We start from the raw sequence: 15,736 nt of genomic DNA, 5'->3' as shown, positions 1-15,736 counted from the left end.
GAGCCCACCGTCGGGCGCCTCGACGAAACCGCTGATCCTGATAAAAAGTTATGTGTCAGTTGGCGCCGCGCGCATCAGGGAAAACCCTTGCAATTCGCCGCATCCGAGCTGGGGTGTCACTGCGTCGACGGTCAAGCGGCTCCGCGTTTCTTCGCGGAGAGCGCAAATCACCCCGGGAGACGCCTCCCGAAACTAAGGTCAACTAAGTGACGATTCGCCTTGGCTTCCAGATCCCCGACTTCTCCTACGGCACCGACGTTTCGGAGCTGTTCCCCACCGTCATCGCCCAAGCCCGCGAGGCTGAGGCCGCCGGGTTCGACGCGGTCTTCGTGATGGACCACTTCTACCAACTGCCCATGTTGGGCTCCCCCGATCAGCCGATGCTCGAGGCCTACACCGCCCTGGGCGCGCTGGCCACCGCGACCGAACGGGTGCAGCTGGGCACGCTGGTCACCGGCAACACCTACCGCAACCCGGCCCTGCTGGCCAAGATCATCACCACGCTGGATGTGGTCAGCGCCGGACGCGCAATCCTGGGTATTGGCACCGGCTGGTACGAGCTCGAACACGACCAACTGGGTTTCGAGTTCGGCACCTTCACCGACCGGTTCAACCGGCTCGACGAGGCGCTACAGATCATCCTGCCGATGATCAAGGGTGAGCGGCCCACATTCGAGGGCAAGTGGTATCGCACCCGCGAGGCGATGGCCGAACCCCGCTTCCGCGACCACATTCCGCTGCTGATCGGCGGCAGCGGCGAGAAGAAGACGATCCCGCTGGCGGCACGTCACTTCGATCACCTCAACCTCATCACCGGTTTCGACGAGCTGCCTCAGAAGGTGGACGCGATCCGGCGCAGCTGCGAGGAGGTCGGCCGCGACCCGGCCACTCTGGAGACCACCATGCTGCTCACGGCAGTGGTCGATCCGAGCGTCTCCCTCGATCAGATTCCCGCCGAGCGGGCTCAGCGGGTCGCCATCGGCAGCCCCGAATCGATCGCCGAGCAGATCAAGACCAAGGTGCTCGATGCCGGCGTGGGCGGGGTGACCATGAACATCCCCAACAACACCCCAGGGGTGATCACCGAGGTGGGTGCGGCGTTGCGCGCGGTGCTCGACGCCTGACGGCAGGCTCAGCCCAGCACCGTGTGCATCAGCATCACGTCGTAGGCGTTCCACAGCGACAGCGTGAAGTACACGTCCTTGCCCGTCGACCACGGGTGCACATACGGCGCGTAGATGCCGCCGGGAATCTGGCCGGTGGGGATCAGCGTCTGCTCGGCGCTCCACGGGCCTTGCGGGGTGGGCGCGGTACGGGCCACGACGTCGTTGCCGCCGTTGCCGTACAACGCCAGGTATTGGCGCAGGTAGGTGTTGTACTGCACCGACATCTCGCCCACCGGGCCGGGGATCACCGGCGTGGCCGCAGCCGGGTTGCTCGGCACCCAGGATCCACTGTCGCCATTCCAGTACTGGTACTTGGTGAGGTCGGGGATAGCACGCTCGGGCACCCGCGACAGGTACGCCGAACCGCCACGGCCCGAAGGGGTTCCGTAGGAGTACAGGTAGCCGTCGTTGCCGCGCAGGTACGCGCCCATTTGGAATTTCTCGTTGCCGGGGACGAACTGCGCCCGCGGGACGTTCTCCGGCGACGTCGAGCGCACCGTGCCCGGATAGACGCCCCACGTTTCGCCGTTGTCGTTGGAGACCGCGATCGCCGAGTAGTTCGTGGACCACTCGCCGTCACGGCCCCACTGCTTGATGGACATGAAGTTCATGTACTGGTTGCCTGCGATCCCGATGGCGGCGGTGGGGATCATGCCCTCCTGGTGCGGAGCCAGTTGCACAGCGGGCAGGATCTGCTTGGAGAAGTTCGCTTGGCGCAGTGGCGAACCCGAGTACTTGTTGCCCACCGCGCCGGGGCCCACCGTGATCCCGTCGGCCAGGTTGTTGTCATTGCTGCGGAACAGCACATTCTGTCGCCACTGCTTGCCCTGGATGCGGCAGTAGCCGAAGGTGTCGCCGAACGCGTAGAGGACCTGACGGTTGGCGGGATCACCGTTGTCCCAGGGGATGCCGAGGTCGGTGCCGGAGATGCCGAAGCGCTGCAGGGTTTGGTTGGGGCCGTTGGGCCCGGTCACCCACTCCACCAGCGACGTCTGGGATCCGGCGATGGCGCCGGCGGCGTCGGCGGTCGACAGTCCCGGATCTGCGGCCGGTACGGGCTGGGCGGGCTGCACCGGTTGGGCGACGTTCGGCACGGCTTGACCACCGGGATTCGGCTGCGGGGGTACCACGCCGGCCTGCTGGCGGATCGTGCCGTTGGGATTGATCAGCGCGGCAATCAGCGGGCCCAGTTTGGGCAGCGGCGCAGAGTCGTTGGTGCCGCGGGGCCGCCGCCCGGTGGGGAGCTGACCGGCTCCGGTGGTCGGTGAGCCCGGCGGCGGGTCGATGTTGGCTTCGGGAGCGTTGCAGGTGAGCGCGTTCGCCGGCGCGAACTCGGTGGCGGCGACCATCCCCAAGACGACGACCGGCACCATTGCCGCCGAGACGATTCGACGTGTCGCCGACATGTCACACCTTTCCCAGGACCCGCTCCCGGGCCTCGCACCACTGTGACGATAGTGATTTCTGGGACCTCTGTGGCTGCCGGAGGAGGATAGAGACGCTTCCGTGACGGTGTCGCAATCAGCGGATTGCCCGCTCAGCCGGCCCGGCTGACCTCGGCGACCACATCGGCTACGCAGCGCAGTTGACCCAGGTCAGAGCTGGTCGGGATCAGATGGACCTCGTCGGTGCCCACCGCCGCAAACCGGCGCAGAACCTCGGCCAACTCGTCCTCGCTGCCGGCCCAGCCGGTGGTCGGGGCCATCGCCTCGACATACTCCGCGGGAATCCAGTTCATATAGCGCAGCAGGTGCCGGCGCACCTGATCGCGGGCTTCCTCCCGATCCCCGAGGGCGAACCAGAACGACGTCGCCAGATACGGCTTGGCGCGACCCGCCTGCCGCCAGGCGTCGCGCGCGACGTCAAACAGTTCGTTCTGTTTGGCGACGTCGAGATCCAAGGTGATGCCGGCCAGGCCTTCGGCCCAGGAAGCCGCGCTGCGCAGGGTCTTCGGCCCGGTTGTACCGACCACCAGCGGCGGCCCGCCGGGCTGCGTCGGTGCCGGGCCGACCGGCAGCACCGACTCGGTGAGCTTCTCCCCCGCCCAGACGCGCCGCATGATCGCCACGGCTGCGGCCATCTCGGCCATGGTCTGCGTCGCCGGTTCAGCACCGACGGCCCGGTAGTCCTCCTCGCGGCCGCCCACGCCAAGCCCGACGGTGAGCCGGCCCTGGCTGAGCAGGTCCGCGGTGGCCAGCGCCTTGGCCAGCATGACCGGGTCGTGCAGTTGCGGGACGATCACCGTGGTCACCAGGCGCACCCGCTCGGTCCACGCCGACAGCGCACCCAGCAGGGTCAGGCTGTCGGGGTTGGTGAACGCGATTCGCTCACCCCAGGCCAGCGACGAGAACGGCCCGTCGTCGATGGTGCGCGCCCAGTCTCGCAGCAGCGTTGCATCGAGGTCCGGTTCCATCACGGGCATGGTCATTCCCACCTGCATGACCGCGATTGTGGCACGGGCGGCGTGCGCGGCCGACACTTGAGGAATGGGTATCTCGTTCAACCACACGATCGTGGCCGCGCACGACAAACAGGAGTCGGCAGCTTTTCTGGCCGAGCTGTTCGGCCTGCCCGCACCGCAGCCGTTCGGCCGCTTCCAAGTCGTCGCACTCGATCACCAGGCCAGCCTCGATTACGCCGACGTGCCGGCCGGCGAGGAGATCCGGCCACAGCACTACGCGTTCTTAGTCTCCGAATCCGACTTCGACGCGATCTACGCCAAGATCTCCGAGCGCGGGCTGGCGCATTGGGCAGATCCCAGCGGTGACCACCCCGGCGAGGTCAATCACCGTGACGGCGGGCGCGGCGTGTACTTCCCCGACCCGGCCGGGCACCACATGGAGATTCTCACCCGGTCGTACGGGACCGGCGGTTAGCAAGGCTCGACGGAGGAGAGCCGCAGCTGGACCGCCGAATCAACCCGGCGGTTAGCCCGGCGGCTAGCCCGGCGTGTGGCCGCGCTGGCGTTCCTGGGTGCGGTAGTCGGTGGCCAGTTCGGCGACGTGCGCCGGCAGATCGCCCGACGCCACGTCGGCCAGGCTGGTCTGCTCGAGCACCGAGCGCATGCTGGCCCGCAATGCCCGCCACACGTCGGTCAACGCGGCCGTCGGGCCGGCGTAGGGCAGATCGCCCATGCCGATGTCCCGCACACTGGCCAGCGGGCCGTCGATGCAACGCAACACGTCGGCGACGCTGATCGCGGTGGCCGCCCTGGCCAGCTCGTAGCCGCCGTCGCGGCCGCGCTGGCTGCGCACCAGCCGGTCGGTGCGCAGATCGGACAGGATGTCGACGAGGAACTGCGCCGGAATGCCCTGCGCGGCCGCTATTTCGTCGGTCTTGACCAAGGCGCCGGGCTCGGCGGTGGCCAGTTGGACCATCGCTCGCACCGCGTACTCCGCCTTGGCCGACATGCGCATTGCGAGCATTCTTCCATCTGGCGGGTCAGCTGATCGCTGCGAGCACCTCTTGCGTGTATTCGGGGCGGCACACCACCAGGTCGGGCAGCAATGGGTCGGCCCGGTTGTAGACCAGCGGTGAACCGTCGATGCGCGAGGTGTGCAGGCCTGCGGCCCGGGCCACCGCCACCGGGGCCGCCGAGTCCCACTCGTACTGCCCGCCGGCGTGCACGTAGACATCGGTGGTGCCCGCCACGACGGAGGCCACCTTCACTCCGGCCGAGCCCATCGGCACCAGCACGCCGTCCAGTCGCTCGCGAACCGCTTCGGCGATCGCGGGCGGACGGCTGCGTGACACCGCGATACGGGGCGCCCCCTGATATGCGGGCGGTGCGGGAACCACCGGGGTGGCCAGCGTGCTGTCCCGCGCGGGCAGCGCCACCGCCCCGGCGGACAACTCGCCGGCTTGCCACAGCGCCACGTGCACGGCCCAGTCGTCGCGGCCGAGTTCGCTGAACTCCCGGGTGCCGTCCAGCGGGTCGACGATCCACACCCGCTCGGCGGCCAGGCGGACCGGGTTGTCGGCGCCCTCCTCGGACAGCACCGCGTCGTCGGGCCGCTCACTGGCCAGTGCGGCCATCAGGAAGTCGTGCGAACGCTGGTCGCCGGCCGCCTTCCGTTCCGCCTCTGTCGCGTCGGCCAGTTCCTCGCGGACGCGCAGCAGCAGCCGGCCCGCCTCGGCGGCCAGGTGCGCGGCCAGCTGGTGATCGTTCACTTGCGGTCGTCGATCGCCGCGATGACCTGGCGGGCCTGCTCGTCGACGCTGTTCTGCGAGCTCAGCCGCACGTCGGGGTTCCGCGGCCGCTGATACGGGCTGTCGATACCGGTGAAGTGCGTGATCAGTCCCGCGCGCGCCTTCGCGTAGAGCCCCTTGGGGTCACGCTGCTCGCACTCCTCCAACGAGGTGTCGCAGAACACCTCGACGAAGTCGAACCCGGCGTCGGTGTGCACCTGGCGGGCCAGCTGGCGATGCTCGATCAGCGGGCTGATCGCCGGCACCAACACGATCTGGCCGGAGTCGGCCAGCAGGGTGGCCACGTGCGCCAGCCGCCGCAGATTCTCGGCACGGTCGGCCATCGAGAAGCCCAGGTCGGCATTGAGGCCGTGCCGCAGGTTGTCGCCGTCGAGAACGTAAGCCGGCGTTCCCCTTTCGAGCAACAGCTGTTCGACACGCATCGCCACCGACGACTTGCCCGCGCCGGACAGGCCGGTCAGCCACACGGTGCGGCCCTTGGACAACCGGTCGGTCGCGGTGACCAGCGACTCGTGCCGCACCGTGTTGGGGCTCGACACGCGCGGCGAGACGTCGCGCAGCACCATGCCGGCGGCCACGGTCCCGTTGGTCGCCTGGTCGATCAGGATGAACGAGCCGGTGGCGTCGTTGCGGGTGAACTCGTCGAGCATCAGCGGCACCTGCGAGCGCAGCGAGACGCGGCCGAGCTCGTTGAGCTTCAACGTGTTCGCCTCTTTGTCGCGGTGCAAGGTATTGACGTCGAGGCGGTAGTCCAGCGCCATCACCTTCACCCGGGTGGTCCGGGTGGTGTGCTTGATGATGTAGTCGTTGCCCGGCTGCAGCGTCGCACCGTCGGCCATCCAACACACGGTGGCGTCGAAGTCCTGGACCACGCGCGGCTGGTTGTTGGTGCGGGCGATCATGTCGCCGCGGGAGATGTCGATGTCGTCGGTGAGGCTCACCGAGACCGCCATCGGCGGAAACGCTTCGGCCACTGTGCCGTTGGGACCCTCGATCGCGGCGATCCGGCTCGGCTTGCCCGAGGGCAGCACCACGACGTCGTCGCCGGGACGCAGCACACCACTGGCCACCGTGCCGGCGTAGCTACGGTGATCGGCGTGCTCGTGGGTCTGCGGGCGGATCACGTACTGCACCGGGAACCGCACGTCGACCAGGTTGCGGTCACCGGCGATGTAGACCTCTTCCAGATGCGACAGCAGCGCCGGACCGTCGTAGAAGGGCGTCTTGTCGGACTTGGTCACCACGTTGTCGCCGAGCAGCGCCGAGATCGGGATGGTCGTCACGTCGTGCACGTCCAGGCGGGTGGCGAACGAGTGGAAGTCGTCGCGGATCGCTTCGAACTTCTCGGCGTCCCAGTCGATCAGATCCATCTTGTTGACCGCCAACACAATGTGACGGATCCCCAGCAGCGACGCCAGGAAGGTGTGCCGGCGGGACTGCTCCTGCAGCCCGTGCCGCGCGTCGACCAGCACGATCGCCAGCTGGGCGGTCGAGGCTCCGGTCACCATGTTGCGGGTGTACTGGATGTGCCCCGGGGTGTCGGCGATGATGAATTTCCGCTTGGGCGTTGCGAAGTAGCGGTAAGCGACATCGATCGTGATGCCCTGCTCGCGCTCGGCGCGCAGACCGTCGGTCACCAGGGCCAGGTCGGTGTAGTCGTGACCGCGCTCCCGGGAGGTGCGCTCGACCGAGGCCAGCTGGTCCTCCATGACGGCCTTGGAATCGAACAGCAGCCGTCCGATCAGCGTGGACTTGCCGTCGTCGACCGATCCGGCCGTGGCGATACGAAGCAGCGTGGTTGCCGCACCCATCAGAAATACCCCTGCCTCTTGCGGTCTTCCATGCCTGCTTCGGAGATCCGGTCGTCGGCGCGAGTCGCCCCGCGCTCAGTCAGCCGGGACACTGCGGTCTCGTCGATCACCTCGTCGACGGTGGCCGCCGTGGATTCCACGCAGCCTGTGCAGGTGACGTCGCCGACGGTGCGGAACCGGACCGAAGTCTCGAACACCTCTTCCCCGTCGACGGGGCGCAGGAACTCATGGTCGGCCAGCAGCATGCCGTCACGCCGGAACACCTTGCGCTGGTGCGCGAAATAGATTGACGGCAGCGCGATTTCCTCCGCGCCGACGTAGGACCAGATGTCGAACTCGGTCCAGTTCGACAGCGGGAACGCCCGGATGTGTTCGCCGGCCCGATGCCGCCCGTTGTAGAGGTTCCACAGCTCGGGCCGTTGGGCCTTGGGGTCCCACTGGCCGAACTCGTCACGGAAGCTGAACACCCGCTCCTTGGCGCGAGCCTTCTCCTCGTCGCGGCGGGCACCGCCGAACGCGGCGTCGAACTTGTTCTCGCGGATCGCCCGCAGCAACGTGACGGTCTGCAGCGGGTTGCGCGACGGCCCGTCGTCGACCACCCGTCCAGCGTCGATGTCGTCTTGCACTGAGGCGACCACCAGCCGGACCCCGGTCTGGGCGACCAGCTCGTCGCGGGCGGCGATGACCTCGTCGAAGTTGTGGCCGGTGTCGACATGCATCACCGGGAACGGCAGCCGGCCCGGCGCGAACGCCTTGACGGCCAGATGCAGCATGACGATGGAGTCCTTGCCGCCCGAGAACAGCAGCACCGGACGCTCGAACTCCGCCGCCACCTCCCGGATGATGTGGATGGCCTCGGCCTCCAGGGTGCGCAGATGCGTGAGCTGATAGTGCCCGGCCGTAGAGGCCTCGGGGGGCGCAGTGACGTTACTGGTCATGACTTCCTTGCCAGGGATACCCGATAATCTTGGTGAGACTTACCATATTTGTTGGTTATGGCTGGCAATGCAACCAGTCGCACTGTGTTGCTGTCAATGTGATCTGTGCGCCCCGCTGCGCGGCGGGGGCTACCTACAGCGTGACCTCGTCGAGCTTGCCGGTGGCGACGTCGAAGACGAACCCGCGCAGGGACGTGGTCGCCGTGATGAACGGGCTGGCCTTGATCCGCCGCAGCGATTGGCGGACGTCCTCGACCGGGTCCGGGAACGCCTCGGCCGACCACGTGGGGCGGATGCCGGTCTCTTCCAGGATGGAGCGCTTGAAGTCGTCGTCGGTGAAGGTGAGCATCCCGCAGTCGGTGTGATGGATCAGGATGATCTCCCGGGTGCCCAACAGCCGTTGACTGATCGCCAGGGAGCGGATCGCGTCGTCGGAGACCACGCCCCCGGCGTTGCGGATGGTGTGTGCCTCGCCCTCGTTGAGTCCCAGCACTCGGTAGACATCCAGGCGGGCATCCATGCAGGCAAGGACCGCGACGTGCTTGCTCGGCGGCATGGGCAGCGGACCGGTGAAGGTCTTCGCGTATTCGGCGTTGTTGGCCAGGTAGTCATCGGTGACGGTCACAGGTCTTCTCCTCTGTCGCGGTGCAGCGGAGCCTAGTGAACGAGCCGGCGGATTTCACGGGTAAAAATCACTCGATAATGATCTGCCGGCAGCGCCTTCCCCGGCGCCGACCTCTACCCTTTTGGCCATGACGCGGTTTCTGGCCGGCCGGGCGCTGAACTACCTGGTGTTGCTGGGCCTCGCCTCGTTTCTGACGTTCTGCCTGACCTCGTTGGCCTTCGCGCCGCTGGACAGCCTCATGCAGCGCAATCCGCGTCCGCCGCAGGCCGTGATCGACGCCAAGGCCGCCGAGCTGGGCCTGGACAAGCCCATTCCACTGCGTTACGCGCACTGGGCCTCGCACGCGGTGCGCGGCGACTTCGGCGTCACGGTCACCGGCCAGCCGGTCTCCGGCGAACTGGGCCGGCGCGTCGGGGTCAGCCTGCGCCTGCTGATCGTCGGTTCACTGGCCGGCACCGCAATCGGCGTGGTGGCCGGCGCCTGGGGGGCGGTGCGCCAGTACCGACTGTCTGACCGGGTCATCACGATGGCCGCGCTGCTGGTGCTCTCGGTGCCGACCTTCGTGCTGGCCAACCTGGTGATCCTCAGCGCACTACGGGTGAACTGGGCGCTGGGCGCCCAACTCTTCGACTACACCGGCGAGACCTCCCCCGGGCTGGTCACCGGATTCTGGCCCGGGCTGGCCGATCGGCTGCAGCACCTGGTGCTGCCGTCGCTGACCCTGGCGCTGGGCGCGGCCGCCAGCTTCAGCCGCTACCAGCGCAACGCGATGCTCGACGTACTCGGCCAGGACTTCATCCGCACCGCACGGGCCAAAGGGCTGACGCGCCGACGCGCGCTGTTCAAACACGGGCTGCGCACCGCGCTGATCCCCATGGCGACGCTGTTCGCCTACGGGGTGGCCGGCCTGGTCACCGGCGCGGTGTTCGTCGAGAAGATCTTCGGCTGGCACGGCATGGGCGAATGGGTGGTGCAGGGCGTGGCGACCCAGGACACCAATATCGTCGCGGCCATCACGGTGTTCTCCGGTGCGGTGGTGCTGCTGGCCGGGCTGCTCTCCGACGTCATCTACGCGATGCTCGACCCGCGGGTGCGGGTGTCATGAGTACCGAGATCGAGTTCGCCTCGCGGCGCACCCTGGTGCTACGCCGATTCCTGCGCAGCCGCAGCGCCGTCGGCGCACTGGCACTGCTGGCGGTGATGTTCGTCGGCTGCTACACCCTGCCGGGCCTGCTGCCCTACTCCTACACCGACCTCGATTACGACGCGCTGCTGGTTCCGCCGGGTGCTCGACACTGGTTGGGCACCAACGCATTGGGCCAAGATCTGCTGGCACAGATCCTGCGCGGCATGCAGAAATCGATGCTGATCGGGGTGTGCGTGGCGCTGATCTCCACGGTGATCGCCGCGACCGTCGGAGCGATCTCGGGCTATTTCGGCGGCTGGCGCGACCGGGTGCTGATGTGGCTGGTCGACCTGCTGCTGGTGGTGCCGGCCTTCATCCTGATCGCGATCATCACCCCGCGCACCAAGAACAGCGGCAACATCGCGCTGCTGGTGCTGTTGCTGGCCGGCTTCAGCTGGATGATCAGCGCCCGGATGGTGCGCGGGCTGACTATGAGCCTGCGGGAGCGTGAATTCATCCGGGCGGCACGGTATATGGGCGTCTCCAGCCGACGCATCATCATCGACCATGTGGTGCCCAACGTGGCATCCATCTTGATCATCGATACCGCACTCAATGTCGCGGTGGCGATCCTGGCCGAAACCGGTTTGAGCTACCTGGGTTTCGGCATCCAACCGCCCGACGTCTCGCTGGGCACCCTGATCGCCGACGGCACCGCCTCGGCCATCACCTTCCCGTGGGTCTTCCTGTTTCCGGCCGGGGTCTTGATCACGATCCTGGTCTGCGCCAACCTCGCCGGGGACGGCCTGCGTGACGCCCTGGACCCCGACGCCGCGACGCTGCGGGGCCGCCGATGAGCACCCTGCTGGAAGTCTCCGACCTGGCCGTGACATTCGGGGCCGGCCCCGACGCGGTCCGTGCGGTGCGCGGGGTCAGCTACCACGTCGACGCCGGCGAAGTGGTGGCGATGGTCGGCGAATCGGGATCAGGCAAATCCGCGGCGGCGATGGCCGTCATGGGTCTGCTGCCCGAGCATGCGCAGGTGTCCGGGTCGGTGCGGCTGCAGGGCACGCAGCTGATCGGGCTGGGCGACACCGCCATGTCGAAATTTCGCGGCGCCTCGATCGGGATGGTGTTCCAGGACCCGATGTCGGCGCTGACACCGGTGTACACCGTGGGCGATCAGATCGCCGAGGCCATCGAGGTGCACCAGCCCCGGGTGGGCCGCGCCGCGGCGCGTCGACGGGCAGTCGAGCTGCTGGAGCTGGTCGGGATCAACCGGCCCGAACAACGGGCCCGGGCGTTCCCGCACGAGCTCTCCGGCGGGGAGCGGCAGCGGGTGGTGATTGCCATTGCGATCGCCTGCGATCCGGACCTGCTCATCTGCGACGAGCCGACCACCGCGCTCGACGTCACCGTGCAGGCCCAGATCCTCGAGGTGCTCAAGACCGCGCGTGACGTGACCGGTGCCGGGGTGCTGATCATCACCCACGACCTGGGGGTGGTCGCCGAATTCGCCGACCGGGCCCTGGTGATGTACGCCGGCCGGGTGGTCGAGGCCGCACCGGTGCAGGTCTTGTACTCCGACCGCCGGATGCCCTACACAGTGGGACTGTTGGGTTCGGTGCCCCGCCTGGACGCCCCGCAGGGCACTCGGCTGGTACCAATCCCGGGCGCACCACCATCATTGACAGCCGGTATCGATGCGGGGTGTCCCTTCGCGCCGCGCTGCCCGCTGGCCGCCGACGACTGCCTGGCGGCGGAGCCGGCTCTGCTGAGCGTCGGGGAGAACCATTCGGCGGCATGCATTCACACCGACCAGGTGATCGGGCGCAGCGCCGCCGATATCTACGGCGTGCGCACCCAAGTGGCGGCCGCGGTCGCGGCCGAGTCCCCCACCGTGCTGCGGGTCCGCGACCTGATCAAGACCTATCCGCTGACCAAGGGCGTGCTGCGCCGGCGCGCCGGTGAAGTGCGCGCCGTCGACGGCGTGAGCTTCGAGTTGCAGCAGGGCCGCACGCTGGGCATCGTCGGCGAATCCGGCTCGGGCAAATCCACCACCTTGCACCAGATCCTGGAGCTGACCGCGCCGCAGTCCGGGTCGATCGAAGTGCTCGGCACCGACGTCGCGACGTTGAAGCGTGACGGTCGTCGCGCCCTGCGCCGTGACCTGCAAGTGGTGTTCCAGGACCCGGTCGCTTCCCTGGATCCGCGACTGCCGGTGTTCGAACTGCTGGCAGAGCCCCTGCGCGCCAACGGCTCCGACAAGGCCGCTATCCATGCCCGGGTCGCCGAACTGCTGGAGCTGGTGGGGCTGCGCCGCGGCGACGCGCTGCGCTACCCCTCGGAGTTCTCCGGCGGGCAGAAGCAGCGAATCGGCATCGCCCGGGCGCTGGCGTTGCAGCCGAAGATCCTCGCGCTCGATGAGCCGGTGTCCGCTCTCGATGTGTCGATTCAGGCCGGCATCATCAACCTGCTGCTGGATCTGCAGCAGCAGCTCGGACTGTCGTACCTGTTTGTGTCGCATGACCTTTCGGTGGTCAAACACCTGGCGCACCGGGTCGCGGTGATGTTCGCCGGGGCGATCGTTGAACAGGGCGAGGCCGATCAAGTCTTCGGCAATCCGCAACACGACTACACCCGGCGGCTGCTGGCCGCGGTGCCACACTTATGACTATGACGTTGACTCTGCGCTCACGGCGACGTTGTGCGAGAAGAGGCCGCCCTGGACGCAGAGTCAACGGGGTGGTGGCAGGCGTGTTAGCTGCCGGCTTGGCGCTGAGCGGGTGCGCGGCAGTCGATATCACCGCGCCAGAGGGCACCGCCGCGGTCGGCACTGCCAGCGACATCAACCCGCAGGACCCCGCGAACCTGCGCGACGGCGGCAACCTCCGGCTGTCGATGACGCAGTTCCCGCCGAACTTCAACCCCCTGCACATCGACGGCAACCTGGCCGAGAACGCCGCCATGCTCAAGGCCACCATGCCGCGGGCGTTCACCATCGGACCGGACGGCTCGGCGACGGTGGACACCGACTACTTCACCAGTGTGGAGCTGACCGGCACCAACCCCCAGGTGGTCACCTACACCATCAACCCGAAAGCGGTGTGGAGCGACGGGACACCGCTCACCTGGAAAGACATCGCCAGCCAGATCCATGCCACCAGCGGCGCCGACAGCGGGTACGCGATCGCGACCACCAACGGCGCCGAGCGCGTCGCCTCGGTGACCCGCGGCGTCGACGACCGGCAAGCCGTGATGCGCTTCGCCAAGCCCTACGCGGAGTGGCGGGGCATGTTCGCCGGCAACTCGATGCTGTTGCCGGCCAGCATGACCGGCGACCCGACGACCTTCAACAAGGCTCAGCTGAGCAAGCCGGGCCCCTCGGCCGGGCCGTTCGTGCTGTCGACACTGGATCGCACCAGCCAGCGAATCACCTTGACCCGCAACCCCGCCTGGTGGGGAGCCCGACCCAAGCTGGACACCATCACCTACCTGGTGCTCGACGAGGCCGCCCGGATGCCGGCGCTGCAGAACCACACCATCGACGCCACCGGGGTAGCCACCTTGGATCAGTTGACGATCGCACGGCGCACCGACGGCATCGCGATCCGGCGGGCGCCGACGCCGGCCTGGAACCACTTCACCTTCAACGGGGCACCGGGCGCCATCTTGTCCGACAAGGCGCTGCGGCTGGCGGTCATGCGCGGTATTGACCGGTCCACCATCGCCAAGGTCACCCAGCGCGGCCTGACCGCCGACCCGGTGCCGCTGAACAACCACATCTACGTCGCCGGCCAGGAGGGCTACCAGGACAACAGCGCGGTGGTGGCCTACGACCCCGAGCGCGCCGCACGCGAACTCGATGAGCTCGGCTGGACGCTGCACGGCAAGTTCCGGGAGAAGAACGGTCGCCCCCTGGTGATCCGCCACCTGTTCTACGACGCGTCGAGCACGCGGCAGTTCGCCCAAGTGGCCCAGCACAACCTGGCCCAGATCGGGGTCAAGCTCCAGCTCGACGCCAAGGCCGGCGGCGGCTTCTTCACCGACTACGTCAACGTCGGTGACTTCGACATCGCCCAATTCAGTTGGGTCGGTGACGCATTCCCGCTGGCCGGGCTCAACCAGATCTCCGCGTCCTACGGGGAGGCCAACTTCGGCAAGATCGGCAGCCCGGCTATCGACGCCAAGATCGAGGAGACGCTCGAAGCGCTCGATCCGGTGGTGGCTCGCGCCCGGGCCAATGAGGTCGATGCCCTGCTGTGGGCCGAGGGATTCAGCCTGCCGCTGATTCAGACCACCGGCAATGTGGCGGTGCGCAGTTCATTGGCCAACTTCGGTGCGCCGGGCCTGGCGGATCTGGACTACACCGTGATCGGATTCCTGAAGGACTGATGACCGAACATCAGGTGGTGATCGTCGGAGCCGGCCCGACCGGGTTGATGCTGGCCGGCGAGCTGGCCTTGGCCGGGGTCGACGTCGTGATCGTCGAGCGACGCGACGGCCATGACCTGAGCGGGTCGCGGGCGGGCGGTATCACCCCGCGCACCATCGAGATCCTCGACCAGCGCGGAATCGTCGACCGGTTCCTGGCGCAGGGGCGCATCGGCCAGATCTGTCACTTCGCGTGGATCATGTTGGACATCAGCGATTTGCCGACTCGGCACAACTACACCGTCGGGCTGCCGCAGTATCGCGTCGAGCGCACCCTCGCCGACTGGGTCAACGAGCTGGGCGTGCAGATCTACCACGGCCTCGACGTGATCGGCTTCGCCCAGGACGACTCCGGCGTCGACGTCGAACTCTCCGACGGCACAACGCTGCGCGCCTCGTATCTGGTCGGGTGCGATGGCGGGCGCAGCCAGATCCGCAAGATGGCCGGAATCGCGTTTCCCGGTTGGGACCCGACGGCGATCTGCCTGATCACCGAGGGCGATCTGGCCGACGAGCCGCCCTGGGGGCTGCACCGTGACGAGGTCGGCATCCACTCGTTCTTCCGGCTCGAGACTGACGGGCCGGTGCGGGTGATGGTCACCGCGCCGGAGCTGGAGTCCAGCGAGGAGCCGACGCCCGATGATGTCAGCCGGGCCCTGATTTCGCGGCGCGGCACCGATTACGGGTTGCACAATGTCCGCTGGGTTCGCCGGTTCACCGATGTGACTCGGCAGGCCGAACGCTATCGGGACCGGCGGGTGTTACTGGCCGGCGATGCCGCACATGTGCATTCCCCGGCGGGCGGGCAGGGCCTCAACACCGGCGTGCAAGATGCGGTGAACCTCGGTTGGAAGCTGGCTCAGGTGATCGCCGGGACCTCCCCCGAGGGCTTGCTGGACAGCTACCACGCCGAGCGTCATCCGGTCGGTGCCCGGGTGCTGCACAACACCATGGCCCAGAGCACGCTGCTAGAGCCCGGCCCGCGGGTGGACGCCTTGCGCGACACCATGGCCGAACTGCTGAGCCTCGACGAGCCGCGTCGGCGGATCGCGGCGATGATGTGCGGCTTGGATATTCACTACGATCTCGGCGACGGTCATCCGCTCGTGGGTCGACGGATGCCTGATCTGGAGGTGGCGACACCGGCCGGCACCGTGGCAGTCTTCACACTGCTGCACGAAGGCCGCGGCGCTCTGCTGAACTTCGGCGTCCCTTGGGATTTCGACATCACCCCGTGGGCTGACCGGGTTCAGGCGCTCGACGCCGACTACGACGGCCCGTGGGAGCTCCCGGTTCTGGGCGCCGTGCCCGCACCCGCTGCGGTGCTGATCCGTCCGGATGGTCACGTCGCGTGGGTCGGTGACGGGTCAGCCGCCGGATTGGGCGACGCTCTGACCGCCTGGTTCGGAGCCCGTTAGCTCAGGGGA

General features: G+C 67.9%; 14 protein-coding genes. 7 read left to right on the top strand and 7 right to left on the bottom strand.

From position 1 onward, the window contains the following. Nucleotides 1-206 precede the first annotated feature (206 nt). Complete coding sequence (locus RCP37_RS06465; RefSeq protein ID WP_308486115.1) at nucleotides 207-1,124, top strand: LLM class F420-dependent oxidoreductase; 918 nt, start codon at nucleotides 207-209, stop codon at nucleotides 1,122-1,124. 8 nt (nucleotides 1,125-1,132) lie between these two features. On the opposite strand, the gene RCP37_RS06460 is transcribed toward RCP37_RS06465, so the two are convergent. Both RCP37_RS06460 and RCP37_RS06455 read right to left on the bottom strand, forming a co-directional pair. Then, nucleotides 1,133-2,572 (bottom strand): glycoside hydrolase family 183 protein, encoded by a 1,440-nt coding sequence (locus tag RCP37_RS06460; protein WP_308486114.1) that lies wholly within the window; start codon nucleotides 2,570-2,572, stop codon nucleotides 1,133-1,135. A gap of 131 nt (nucleotides 2,573-2,703) precedes the next feature. After that, complete coding sequence (locus tag RCP37_RS06455) at nucleotides 2,704-3,594, bottom strand: LLM class flavin-dependent oxidoreductase (protein WP_308486969.1); 891 nt, start codon at nucleotides 3,592-3,594, stop codon at nucleotides 2,704-2,706. A gap of 58 nt (nucleotides 3,595-3,652) precedes the next feature. Between RCP37_RS06455 and RCP37_RS06450 the strand changes: the two genes are divergently transcribed. Continuing rightward, the gene (locus RCP37_RS06450; protein WP_308486113.1) at nucleotides 3,653-4,042 is read left to right on the top strand and encodes a VOC family protein; all 390 of its coding nucleotides are present in this window, start codon (nucleotides 3,653-3,655) and stop codon (nucleotides 4,040-4,042) included. Nucleotides 4,043-4,105: 63 nt separating this feature from the next. Here RCP37_RS06450 and RCP37_RS06445 read toward each other — a convergent pair whose 3' ends face one another. From RCP37_RS06445 to RCP37_RS06425, 5 genes are all read right to left on the bottom strand, one after another. Next, a complete protein-coding gene (locus tag RCP37_RS06445; RefSeq protein ID WP_308486968.1) occupies nucleotides 4,106-4,582 on the bottom strand; it encodes an Rrf2 family transcriptional regulator in 477 nt (158 codons plus the stop codon). 25 nt (nucleotides 4,583-4,607) lie between these two features. Continuing rightward, the gene (locus tag RCP37_RS06440) at nucleotides 4,608-5,336 is read right to left on the bottom strand and encodes a 3'(2'),5'-bisphosphate nucleotidase CysQ (RefSeq protein WP_308486112.1); all 729 of its coding nucleotides are present in this window, start codon (nucleotides 5,334-5,336) and stop codon (nucleotides 4,608-4,610) included. Further along, nucleotides 5,333-7,186, bottom strand: a complete 1,854-nt coding sequence (gene cysC, locus RCP37_RS06435; RefSeq protein ID WP_220696053.1) for a sulfate adenylyltransferase subunit CysN — start codon at nucleotides 7,184-7,186, stop codon at nucleotides 5,333-5,335. The genes RCP37_RS06440 and cysC overlap by 4 nt, the downstream gene beginning before the upstream one ends. Further along, nucleotides 7,186-8,124: a sulfate adenylyltransferase subunit CysD gene (cysD, locus tag RCP37_RS06430; RefSeq protein ID WP_308486111.1), complete on the bottom strand. Its 939-nt coding sequence runs from the start codon at nucleotides 8,122-8,124 to the stop codon at nucleotides 7,186-7,188. Before cysD ends, cysC begins: the two co-directional genes overlap by 1 nt. A 133-nt stretch (nucleotides 8,125-8,257) precedes the next feature. Further along, entirely contained in the window at nucleotides 8,258-8,749 is a 492-nt protein-coding gene (locus tag RCP37_RS06425; protein WP_308486110.1) for a beta-class carbonic anhydrase, read from the bottom strand. Nucleotides 8,750-8,876: 127 nt separating this feature from the next. On the opposite strand from RCP37_RS06425, the gene RCP37_RS06420 reads away from it, so the two are divergent. From RCP37_RS06420 to RCP37_RS06400, 5 genes are read left to right on the top strand one after another with little or no spacing between them, the layout of a single operon-like run. Then, nucleotides 8,877-9,854 carry an oligopeptide ABC transporter permease OppB gene (locus RCP37_RS06420; protein ID WP_308486109.1) on the top strand — a complete coding sequence of 326 codons (978 nt, stop codon included), beginning with the start codon at nucleotides 8,877-8,879 and terminating at the stop codon, nucleotides 9,852-9,854. Next, nucleotides 9,851-10,732: an oligopeptide ABC transporter permease OppC gene (locus tag RCP37_RS06415; RefSeq protein WP_308486108.1), complete on the top strand. Its 882-nt coding sequence runs from the start codon at nucleotides 9,851-9,853 to the stop codon at nucleotides 10,730-10,732. The genes RCP37_RS06420 and RCP37_RS06415 overlap by 4 nt, the downstream gene beginning before the upstream one ends. After that, nucleotides 10,729-12,549, top strand: a complete 1,821-nt coding sequence (locus tag RCP37_RS06410) for an oligopeptide ABC transporter ATP-binding protein OppD (protein WP_308486107.1) — start codon at nucleotides 10,729-10,731, stop codon at nucleotides 12,547-12,549. The genes RCP37_RS06415 and RCP37_RS06410 overlap by 4 nt, the downstream gene beginning before the upstream one ends. Nucleotides 12,550-12,551: 2 nt before the next feature. After that, a complete protein-coding gene (locus RCP37_RS06405; protein WP_308486106.1) occupies nucleotides 12,552-14,270 on the top strand; it encodes an oligopeptide ABC transporter substrate-binding protein OppA in 1,719 nt (572 codons plus the stop codon). Next, nucleotides 14,270-15,727, top strand: coding sequence for an FAD-dependent monooxygenase (locus tag RCP37_RS06400; RefSeq protein ID WP_308486105.1), 1,458 nt, complete (start codon nucleotides 14,270-14,272; stop codon nucleotides 15,725-15,727). The genes RCP37_RS06405 and RCP37_RS06400 overlap by 1 nt, the downstream gene beginning before the upstream one ends. Nucleotides 15,728-15,736 lie beyond the last annotated feature (9 nt).

The sequence above is a fragment of the Mycolicibacter sp. MU0102 genome, assembly GCF_963378105.1.
GTDB classification, from domain to species: Bacteria; Actinomycetota; Actinomycetes; order Mycobacteriales; family Mycobacteriaceae; genus Mycobacterium; species Mycobacterium holstebronense.
This window is presented reverse-complemented; position numbering and strand designations above follow the sequence as displayed.

Bases quoted from the DNA above. Each gene is read 5' to 3' on its own strand.
- RCP37_RS06460 (WP_308486114.1), bottom strand. From the start codon at position 2,572: ATGTCGGCGACACGTCGAATCGTCTCGGCGGCAATGGTGCCGGTCGTC.
- RCP37_RS06455 (WP_308486969.1), bottom strand. From the start codon at position 3,594: ATGACCATGCCCGTGATGGAACCGGACCTCGATGCAACGCTGCTGCGA.
- RCP37_RS06450 (WP_308486113.1), top strand. From the start codon at position 3,653: ATGGGTATCTCGTTCAACCACACGATCGTGGCCGCGCACGACAAACAG.
- RCP37_RS06445 (WP_308486968.1), bottom strand. From the start codon at position 4,582: ATGCGCATGTCGGCCAAGGCGGAGTACGCGGTGCGAGCGATGGTCCAA.
- cysC (WP_220696053.1), bottom strand. From the start codon at position 7,186: ATGGGTGCGGCAACCACGCTGCTTCGTATCGCCACGGCCGGATCGGTC.
- cysD (WP_308486111.1), bottom strand. From the start codon at position 8,124: ATGACCAGTAACGTCACTGCGCCCCCCGAGGCCTCTACGGCCGGGCAC.
- RCP37_RS06420 (WP_308486109.1), top strand. From the start codon at position 8,877: ATGACGCGGTTTCTGGCCGGCCGGGCGCTGAACTACCTGGTGTTGCTG.
- RCP37_RS06415 (WP_308486108.1), top strand. From the start codon at position 9,851: ATGAGTACCGAGATCGAGTTCGCCTCGCGGCGCACCCTGGTGCTACGC.
- RCP37_RS06410 (WP_308486107.1), top strand. From the start codon at position 10,729: ATGAGCACCCTGCTGGAAGTCTCCGACCTGGCCGTGACATTCGGGGCC.
- RCP37_RS06405 (WP_308486106.1), top strand. From the start codon at position 12,552: ATGACGTTGACTCTGCGCTCACGGCGACGTTGTGCGAGAAGAGGCCGC.
- RCP37_RS06400 (WP_308486105.1), top strand. From the start codon at position 14,270: ATGACCGAACATCAGGTGGTGATCGTCGGAGCCGGCCCGACCGGGTTG.